The sequence below is a fragment of the Brevibacillus sp. LEMMJ03 genome (genome assembly GCF_007197875.1).
GTDB classification, from domain to species: domain Bacteria; phylum Bacillota; class Bacilli; order Brevibacillales; family Brevibacillaceae; genus Brevibacillus; species Brevibacillus thermoruber.
Genome location: NZ_VKJN01000104.1, coordinates 1 through 400, shown reverse-complemented (window position 1 = coordinate 400; position 400 = coordinate 1). Strand labels below are relative to the sequence as shown.

Genomic DNA, 400 nt, shown 5'->3' with positions numbered 1-400 from the left:
CCATCCTCCGCGCAGCACCGTGTTGCCCTTGCCGGTCAGGTCGTAGGCGAAGCCGAAGCGCGGCGCCCAGTAGAGAGCCCGGCTCGCGAAACCGGACAGAGGCACGCTCGAATCGCGCTTGTTCCAGGTCAGACCGGTGTAGTCGGTCGGCAGAACCGTCGACGCGTTGCTGTACTTCGCCGGGTTCCAGACCGCGAAACCGTTCCCCGTTCGGTCATACCATGGGCCGAGATGGGAGACGCGCAACCCGAGTTCGAGGGTCAGCCGCTTGGTGGCCTTCCAGTTATCCATGCCGAAGAACTCGATGGCGTGGTAGCCCTCATTGTGGAGGTTGTTGAAGTTCTGTTCCTGATATTGGCCCGCCAAACCCGTCAGCAGGTCAGCATACGCGCTCCCCGTC

General features: G+C 62.8%; 1 protein-coding gene. It reads right to left on the bottom strand.

From position 1 onward, the window contains the following. The coding region (locus FOI68_RS23720) for an outer membrane beta-barrel protein (protein ID WP_185974039.1) at positions 1-400 on the bottom strand (400 nt) is incomplete at both ends.